At 64.1% G+C, this 8,843-nt stretch carries 8 protein-coding genes; 6 read left to right on the top strand and 2 right to left on the bottom strand.

The window, feature by feature from the left end:
- Positions 1–214 (bottom strand): 2Fe-2S iron-sulfur cluster-binding protein (locus A3728_RS20150; RefSeq protein ID WP_150120915.1); only part of this gene is annotated, 214 nt, incomplete at its 3' end.
- Between the two features lie 275 nt (positions 215–489).
- Between A3728_RS20150 and guaB the strand changes: the two genes are divergently transcribed.
- From guaB to A3728_RS20135, 3 genes are all read left to right on the top strand, one after another.
- The gene (gene guaB, locus A3728_RS20145) at positions 490–1,938 is read left to right on the top strand and encodes an IMP dehydrogenase (protein WP_067927914.1); all 1,449 of its coding nucleotides are present in this window, start codon (positions 490–492) and stop codon (positions 1,936–1,938) included.
- A 42-nt stretch (positions 1,939–1,980) separates the two neighbouring features.
- Positions 1,981–3,141 carry an RsmB/NOP family class I SAM-dependent RNA methyltransferase gene (locus A3728_RS20140; protein WP_067927910.1) on the top strand — a complete coding sequence of 387 codons (1,161 nt, stop codon included), beginning with the start codon at positions 1,981–1,983 and terminating at the stop codon, positions 3,139–3,141.
- A gap of 62 nt (positions 3,142–3,203) precedes the next feature.
- Positions 3,204–5,564: an ATP-binding protein gene (locus tag A3728_RS20135; RefSeq protein WP_082851138.1), complete on the top strand. Its 2,361-nt coding sequence runs from the start codon at positions 3,204–3,206 to the stop codon at positions 5,562–5,564.
- A gap of 10 nt (positions 5,565–5,574) precedes the next feature.
- Here the strand turns inward: A3728_RS20135 and A3728_RS20130 are convergent, their stop codons facing one another.
- On the bottom strand, positions 5,575–6,168 hold the full coding sequence (locus A3728_RS20130; protein WP_067927906.1) for a gamma-glutamyl kinase: 594 nt from the start codon (positions 6,166–6,168) through the stop codon (positions 5,575–5,577).
- 209 nt (positions 6,169–6,377) lie between these two features.
- On the opposite strand from A3728_RS20130, the gene recA reads away from it, so the two are divergent.
- The 3 genes from recA to A3728_RS20115 all read left to right on the top strand — a co-directional run.
- On the top strand, positions 6,378–7,448 hold the full coding sequence (recA, locus tag A3728_RS20125; RefSeq protein ID WP_067927903.1) for a recombinase RecA: 1,071 nt from the start codon (positions 6,378–6,380) through the stop codon (positions 7,446–7,448).
- A 50-nt stretch (positions 7,449–7,498) separates the two neighbouring features.
- A complete protein-coding gene (locus tag A3728_RS20120) occupies positions 7,499–8,008 on the top strand; it encodes a hypothetical protein (RefSeq protein ID WP_067927917.1) in 510 nt (169 codons plus the stop codon).
- Between the two features lie 87 nt (positions 8,009–8,095).
- Positions 8,096–8,843: alanine--tRNA ligase-related protein (locus tag A3728_RS20115; protein WP_236630581.1), on the top strand; the 748-nt coding region annotated here is incomplete at its 3' end.

Genomic DNA, 8,843 nt, shown 5'->3' with positions numbered 1-8,843 from the left:
ACTCGGACAATGCGTCGTCATGCACGGTCACACCATGCTTGGAGAAGGAGCCGTACCCCGGCGTGACCTGGCATTTGGAGCAGATGCCCCGCCCGCCACAGACGGAATCGAGATCCACGCCCAGTTGCCGGGCCGCCGCCAGCACCGGGGTGCCGCGCGGAAAGCGCCCGCGCTTGCCCGAAGGCGTGAAGATCACAAGGGGGTCGTCGCTCATGCCGTTCTTCCCGATAATTTCGCCGCACTATAGGCAGGTGCGCGGCGGGCGAAAGGTAGGCTGCGTCACAAAATGCGCCAGCCGCGGCAGATGGCGCGCTTTCGTGCTTCTCATGATCCCAAATACTTCGGGGTCCGGGGCAGCGCCCCGGTCTGTCGGCGCGTTCCGCCCCCACAAAACACGCGGGACCGTTGCCCCTTTCCATCCGCCCGGTTCCGTGAAATAGCAAACCGCCAAATGAACCCCACATGACCCCCTGCAAACCGAGGTGCAAAATGGAGATTCGCGAGGCCCTGACTTTCGACGACGTGCTGCTGGTGCCAGGCGCCTCGTCGGTGCTGCCGGCCACGGCTGACACCCGCACCCGCGTGACCCGCGCCATCGCGCTCAATATCCCGCTGCTCAGTTCCGCCATGGACACCGTGACCGAAAGCCGCATGGCGATCGCCATGGCGCAAGCGGGCGGCATGGGGGTGATCCACCGCAACCTCGACATCGCCGCCCAGGCGGAAGAGGTTCGCCGCGTGAAGCGGTTCGAAAGCGGCATCGTCTACAACCCGATCACCCTGCGCCCGGACCAGACCCTCGCCGATGCGAAGGAATTGCAGGCCCGCTATAACGTGACGGGCTTTCCGGTGGTGGATGACGCGGGCCGGGTGCTGGGCATCGTCACCAACCGCGACATGCGCTTTGCCTCCGACGACAGGACGCCGGTTTCCGTCATGATGACGGGCGACAACCTCGCGATCCTGCATGAACCGGCGGACCGGGAAGAGGCGATCAGCCTGATGAAGGCACGGCGGATCGAGAAACTGCTCGTCACCGACGCGGGCGGCAGGCTCACCGGGTTGCTGACGCTGAAGGATACCGAACAGGCCGTGCTCAACCCCACCGCCTGCAAGGACGATCTGGGCCGTCTGCGCGTGGCGGCGGCGACCACCGTCGGCGACGCGGGCTTCGAACGCTCCGAAGCGCTGGTGGATGCAGGCGTCGACATGATCGTGATCGACACCGCCCATGGCCATTCCGAAGGGGTCGCACGCGCCGTCGAACGGGCCAAGACGCTCAGCAACGAGGTTCAGGTCGTGGCCGGCAACGTCGCCACGGGGGAGGCCACGCGCGCCCTGATCGACGCAGGCGCCGATGCGGTGAAGGTCGGTATCGGCCCCGGCTCCATCTGTACCACGCGGATGGTCGCGGGCGTGGGTGTGCCGCAGCTGACCGCCATCATGGACTGCGCCGCTGCGGCCGGCGACATTCCCGTCATCGCCGACGGTGGCATCAAGTTCTCGGGCGACTTCGCCAAGGCCATCGCGGCGGGAGCCTCCTGCGCCATGGTCGGCTCCATGATCGCGGGCACCGACGAATCCCCGGGCGAGCTGATCCTTTATCAAGGGCGCAGCTACAAATCCTATCGCGGCATGGGCAGCCTCGGCGCCATGGCGCGCGGCTCGGCGGACCGCTATTTCCAGAAGGACGCGGCCAGCGACAAGCTGGTGCCCGAGGGGATCGAGGGTCAGGTCGCCTACAAGGGTGCGGCGGGGGCAGTCGTGCATCAGCTGATCGGCGGGCTGCGCGCGGCCATGGGGTATACCGGCTGCGCCACCGTGGAAGAGATGCGCAAGAACTGCACCTTCGTAAAGATCACCGGGGCAGGGCTGAAGGAAAGCCACGTGCACGACGTGCAGATCACCCGTGAATCGCCAAACTACCGGATCGGTTGATCCCGTGGGCGGGCAGGGTATCGCGTTGACGGGTGCGCGCCGGTGACCCCCGGCGCCCGCGTCGCCGCAGCCATAGAGGTGCTGGACAGTATCGCTGCAGGCACTCCTGCGGAACAGGCGCTGACCCGCTGGGCGCGGCGCAGCCGTTTCGCCGGATCGAAGGACCGCGCGGCCATTCGTGACCATGTCTTCGACGTGCTCCGCTGCCGCCGCAGCGCCGCCCACGCGGGGGGCGGCGAAGACGGTCGCGCGCTGATGCTGGGCCTGCTGCGTCTTCAGGGGCAGGATCCCGGCCATTTATTCGATGGGGCAGGCCATGCGCCCGCCCCGCTCACGCCCGCAGAAGCGGCTGAGCCGGGGCCTGTGCCGGAGGGGGCCGAATGGGATCTGCCCGACTGGCTTATCCCCCGCTTTCACGAAAGCCTTGGCACCGAAGCCTTGCCCACGGCCCGCGCCCTGCGGGAGCGTGCACCCGTCACCCTGCGCGTGAACGCAGGCAGGCTGACCCGTGCGGAGGCGGCGCAGCGGCTGGCGGAGGCCGGGGTCCTGACCCGTGAAAACCCGCGCTGCGATACGGCGCTCACGGTGGAGGAGGGGCCGCGAAAACTGCGCAATGCGCCGCCCTATCTCAATGGTGACGTCGAATTGCAGGACGCTTCGAGCCAGGCGGCCACGGCGGGGCTCCCCCCGGCGGGCCGCATTCTCGATTATTGCGCGGGCGGGGGCGGCAAGGCGCTGGCAATGGCCGCGCGCGGGGAAACGCAGGTCTTCGCCCATGACATCGACCCCGCGCGTATGCGCGACCTGCCCGAAAGGGCCGCCCGCGCCGGCGTCGCGATCCCCGTGCTGAAGACACCCGATTTGCTCCGAGAGGCACCCTTCGACATCGTATTTTGCGATGCGCCCTGTTCGGGATCGGGCGCATGGCGCCGTGCGCCCGAAGGCCAATGGCTGCTGACACCTGACCGGCTGACGGAACTGACCGCGATACAGGACGGTATCCTCGACGCGGCGGCGCCGCTCGTCGCCCCCGGGGGCATCTTGGTCTATGCGACCTGTTCGGTTCTCGGCGAAGAGAACGGCGACAGGATCGCCGCCTTCACGGCCCGGTCGGGCTGGAAATGCGATTTCAAGCGCAGTTTCACGGTGAGCGACGAGGGCGACGGATTCTTCGTCGCACACTTGACGCGTGCTGACATCTGATCATACTCAACCTTAAGATGTTATAGCCGCTATTAAGCGACGATTAACCGCTTGAGGCCCATATGGTCGTAGGATTCGCAGCGCCCGAGGTCAGCTTGTCACAGACGACGGAAGTAAGCAGTTCGGCCCCGGCGTTTTCCGCACGCCCCGGTCTGTCGCGCCATCGCTTCTACAGCCTGCTGGTGCTTTGCCTCATGGCGGGCAGCGCGTCGCTGTTCATGCCGGACCGGCAGCTGGCGCTGGCGCTCATGGCATTTTCCGCCGCTCTCCTTGTCATCTGCCTATGGGCGCGCCCGGGGGTGGCGTCAGGCTCCGCGCTCTCTGCCAGCAGGGAGCCGGAGGTCGCGCGCATGATCATGCATGATCCGGTGCCCTCCTTCGTCGCGGGATCGGACGGGGCGGTGAGCTATGTCAACCTCGCCGGCCAGACCGCCTACAAGGGGCGGGAAACGCGCAGTATCCCGGCCATCCTCAAGCCGCAGCTCGCCAATCCGAGCGGCATCCTCTTTCGGCTGCTGACCCGGGCAGAGGCGAGCGGTGCCGCGCGCGAAGATTTCGTGACCGCGCAGGGCCATCTGCGCATTTCGGTGCATGCCATCCCCGCGCCGAAGGAAGAGGCACGCTTTGTCTGGCGGATCGAACCGCTCGCCCCGCGCGCACGCGCCGGGGCAGAGCGCGAGGCGCAGGGGCTGCCCATGCTGATGGTGGGCCGTTCGAACGCGGTGCTCTACATGAACGATGCCGCCCGGCGGCTGGTGGGCAGCCGTATCAAATCGCTCGACCGGCTGTTCCGCGACCTGCCCATTGAAAACGGCGAACGCTACGAACTCGACACCGCCGAAGGCCCGCAGCCCGTACGCGTCGCCGAGATGCCCGCGGCAGCCAGTCGCCGCGCCCTCTACCTGCTGCCCGCGGGGGAGCCTTCGCCCGAAGAGGCGGACGCGCGCATGTTCCAGAAGCTGCCCGTGCCGCTGGTGAAACTCGCCCGGGACGGCAGCGTGCGCAGTTTCAATGAAATGGCGAGCAGGCTGCTCGGGCCGCGGCTGGCCGTGGGTGTGCATCTGTCGGCGATGATGGAAGGCCTTGGCCGTTCGGTGAGCGACTGGTTCGACGACACGCTTTCCGAGCGGCTCTCGCGGAAGGCGGAATTCCTGCGGCTGACCCGGGACGATGCCGAAATTTTCGTGCAGGTCACGCTCAACCGGGTGGCCGAGCCTGAGGGTCCCTGCCTGATCGCGGTGCTGCAGGACGCGACCGAACTGAAATCGCTCGAAGCGCAGTTCGTCCAGAGCCAGAAGATGCAGGCGATCGGGCAGCTCGCCGGGGGCGTGGCCCATGATTTCAACAACCTGCTCACGGCCATCTCAGGCCATTGCGATCTCTTGCTGCTGCGGCACGATCAGGGCGACAAGGATTATGCCGACCTGATGCAGATCAACCAGAACGCCAACCGCGCCGCAGCGCTGGTGGGGCAGCTGCTGGCATTCTCGCGCAAGCAGACCCTGCGGCCAGAAACGCTCGACATGCGCGATACGCTGGCGGACCTCACCCACCTGCTGAACCGGCTGGTAGGGGAAAAAGTATCCCTGTCGCTCAGCCATGACCCGGTTCTGCACCCCATTCGCGCAGACAAGCGGCAGTTGGAACAAGTCCTGATGAACCTCGTGGTCAACGCGCGGGACGCGATGCCCGCGGGGGGTGAGATTACCATCCTGACCCAGAACGAAACGCTTTCCGAACCGCTGATCCGGGACCGTGTGACCGTGCCGCCCGGCTCCTACGTGACGGTATCGGTCTCCGACAACGGCACGGGGATTCCGGGCGACCGGCTGCAAAAGGTGTTCGAACCGTTCTATACCACGAAGCGCACGGGCGAGGGCACCGGGCTTGGTCTGTCCACTGCCTACGGCATCATCAAGCAGACCGGCGGCTATATCTTCGTGGACAGCGTGCCGGGGCAGGGCACCTGTTTTACCCTCTACTTTCCGGCCCAGCAACTGCCCCAGCCGCAGGTGGCCCCGGCGCGCGTACCGGCGCCCCAACCCAATCCGCGTCACGGCGACGGTGTCATCCTGCTGGTGGAGGATGAGGCCCCCGTGCGCGCCTTTGCCAGCCGGGCCCTGCGCCTGCGCGGTTACACGGTGCTGGAGGCGGAATCCGCCGAAGCGGCCCTGCGCACGCTGGAGGACGAAACCCTCGAGATCGACATATTCGTGACCGATGTGGTGATGCCCGGCATGGACGGGCCTTCATGGGTGCGGCTCGCCTTGAAAGACAGGCCGGACGTGCGGGTCGTCTTCGTTTCGGGCTACGCGGAGGACAGTTTTGCCGAGGAACAGATCAAGATTCCCAATTCCGTCTTCCTGCCCAAACCCTTCTCGCTCACCGATCTGACGGAAACGGTGCACGCGCAACTGCATTGAGCGTAGCCCGTCAGCCGATACTTTCGTAAAGGTCGTATTCCTCCGCGAATTTCCGGCGATACCGCCGGGCCACGTCGTCCGACAGCGAAAGCTCCATGGGTGGGGAAACGTTTTCGCGCGCGAGTTCCAGTGTCACCCCCAGCCTGTCATTCAGAAACGACTGCAGGCGCGGCTGGTCTTCGTAGCGGAACAGATGGGTCACCGCCGTGCCGTTTGGCTGCGCCTCCAGAAACTTGAACTGGCTACCCACGTCGGCAAAGGGGGGGCGCTTGCCTTTCATATAGGCCAGCACGAAATCATCGAAGCTGATTCCGAAGGTCGCATTCGGTTTCCCATTCATGAAAGGGCGCTGGCGGTAGCGATACCAGCTTCCCAGCCAATCGATGGGCTCCCGCATCACCGCCATCAGTTCAAGCTCCGCATCGCAGACCTTCAGGTACATCGGCCGGATGAAACGATTGTAGCGATAGACCGGCGCGTGTTTCAGCATCGGCGGATCCGAAAGCACCATGTCGGCCCGTGACGCGAGGGCCGATTCATAGGCCGTCGTCCCCGTCTTGGGCACGGACAGGAAGGCAAGCCGCTCCTTGAAGAACACCAGCATGATCTGCCCCCCGTATTTGTCCGCCTTTCCGGCGGCTTCGACTTAAACGACATTTTAACCCTTACGCGAAAACCATGGAGCTTACGACAATTTAGTTGAAACGTTCTCTATTTGGTCTCATATAGAACATTAGCAGAACATAAAGCCTATCGGCGGAAACCGGGCGATTGCCCCTGTCAGGCCGATATGACACACAGGAGACAGGCGAAATGGCAACGGCAGATCTATTGACCATGGACAACAAGAAGAGCGCGGAAAAGCAAAAGGCGCTCGACAGCGCGCTGGCCCAGATCGAACGTCAGTTCGGCAAGGGCTCCATCATGAAACTGGGCTCGCAGGGCGCGGTGCAGGACATCAGGGCCAGCTCCACCGGGTCGCTCGGCCTTGATATCGCACTTGGAATCGGCGGGTTGCCCATGGGCCGGATCATCGAGATCTATGGTCCCGAATCCTCGGGCAAGACCACCCTGACTCTGCATTGCGTGGCAGAGCAGCAGAAAGCGGGCGGCGTCTGCGCCTTTGTCGACGCGGAACATGCGCTCGATCCGCAATATGCCCGCAAACTGGGTGTCGACATCGATGAATTGCTGATCTCCCAGCCCGATACCGGTGAACAGGCGTTGGAGATTACCGATACGTTGGTGCGGTCGGGCGCCGTCAACATGGTGATCGTCGATTCCGTCGCGGCCCTGACGCCCAAATCGGAACTCGAAGGGGACATGGGCGACAGCAGCGTCGGCGTTCAGGCCCGCCTGATGAGCCAGGCGATGCGCAAGCTCACCGGCTCGATCAGCCGCTCGAACTGCATGGTGATCTTCATCAACCAGATCCGCATGAAGATCGGCGTGATGTTCGGCTCCCCCGAAACCACCACGGGCGGCAACGCGCTCAAGTTCTATTCCTCCGTTCGGCTCGATATTCGCCGGATCGGCGCGCTGAAGGACCGTGACGAGGTCGTCGGCAACGCGACCCGCGTCAAGGTCGTGAAGAACAAGGTGGCGGCACCCTTCAAGCAGGTCGAATTCGACATCATGTATGGCGAAGGTATCTCCAAGATGGGCGAATTGCTCGACCTCGGCGTGAAAGCCGGCGTGGTTGAAAAGTCCGGCTCTTGGTTCAGCTATGGCGACGAACGCGTCGGGCAGGGGCGTGAGAACGCCAAGCAGTTCCTGAAGGACAACCCCGCCATGGCGATGGAGATCGAAGACAAGATTCGCGCGGCCCATGGCCTCGACTTCGGTGCCTCCGACATGGAAGACGAAGCGTTGCTGGACGATTGAACGTGACAGCCGTCACCCGCGATCAGCTTGACCGGGCACTGCCCGACATCATGGCCGCCCCCTCCGATGGGGCGGCAGTCGAGATGCTGTGCCTGCGGCCGGGCTACGGTGCACGAAATTTCGTCGATCAAATAGAAGTGACCCGTGCGCAGGGCATCCCCGGTGAACGCTGGCAGACCGCCCCATGGATGAAGCTGCCCGATGACTCGCCGCACCCGGGGATTCAGGTCTGCATCCTGCAGAAGCGCGTGCTCGACCTCGTCTGGACGGACCGGGAAAACACAGTGCACCCCGGCGATACCTTCATCGTGGACATGGACCTTTCGCGGGCCAACCTGCCCGAAGGGCAATTGCTGGACGTCGGCAGTGCTGTTCTGCGGGTGTCGGAGGTGTTCAACGACGCCTGCGTGAAGTGGAAAGTCCGCTACGGCGTCGATGCCAAGGACTGGATCACCGTGCCGGAACATCTTGATCTGCGGCTGCGGGGTATCCTCTGCAGCGTGGAGACGGACGGCGTGATCCGCAACGGGGACCGGATGTTCAAGCTCCCGAAGGACTGAGCGGGCAGTTGGGTCACTTTGGCCTGTGGACAGCTTCGGCTCGCACAGGTATCTGATCGTGACCATTTTCGCGGCCAAAGGTACCCCATGAAAACCCTGAACGACATCCGCACCACCTTTCTGTCCTATTTCGACAAACAGGGCCATGCCGTGGTGCCGTCCGGTCCGCTGGTACCGCGCAACGATCCCACGCTGATGTTCGCCAATTCCGGCATGGTGCAGTTCAAGAACCTGTTCACCGGGGTCGAAACCCGGGACTATTCCCGCGCGACCACGGCGCAGAAATGCGTGCGCGCCGGCGGCAAGCACAACGATCTGGACAATGTCGGCTATACGGCGCGGCATCATACCTTCTTTGAAATGCTGGGAAATTTCAGCTTCGGCGACTATTTCAAGGCCGAAGCCATCGAATTCGCGTGGACCTTGCTGACCCGTGATTTCGGCATCCCGAAAGAGCGGCTCTATGTTACCGTCTACCACACCGATGACGAGGCCGCGCAGCTTTGGAAGAAGATCGCGAACCTTCCGGATGAGCGGATCATCCGCATTGCGACGGATGACAACTTCTGGATGATGGGTCCCACCGGCCCCTGCGGCCCCTCGTCGGAGATTTTCTACGATCACGGCGACCATATCTGGGGCGGCCCTCCGGGCTCCCCCGAAGAGGACGGCGATCGCTTCGTGGAGATCTGGAACCTCGTCTTCATGCAGTATGAACAGTTCGAGGACGGCACCCGGCGGGAGCTCGCCGCGCAATCCATCGATACCGGCATGGGGATCGAACGGGTCGCCGCGCTGCTGCAGGGCACGAACGACAATTACGCCACCGACCTCA

The organism is Sulfitobacter sp. HI0040, assembly GCF_001634885.1.
Classification (GTDB): Bacteria; Pseudomonadota; Alphaproteobacteria; order Rhodobacterales; family Rhodobacteraceae; genus Sulfitobacter.
This window is presented reverse-complemented; position numbering and strand designations above follow the sequence as displayed.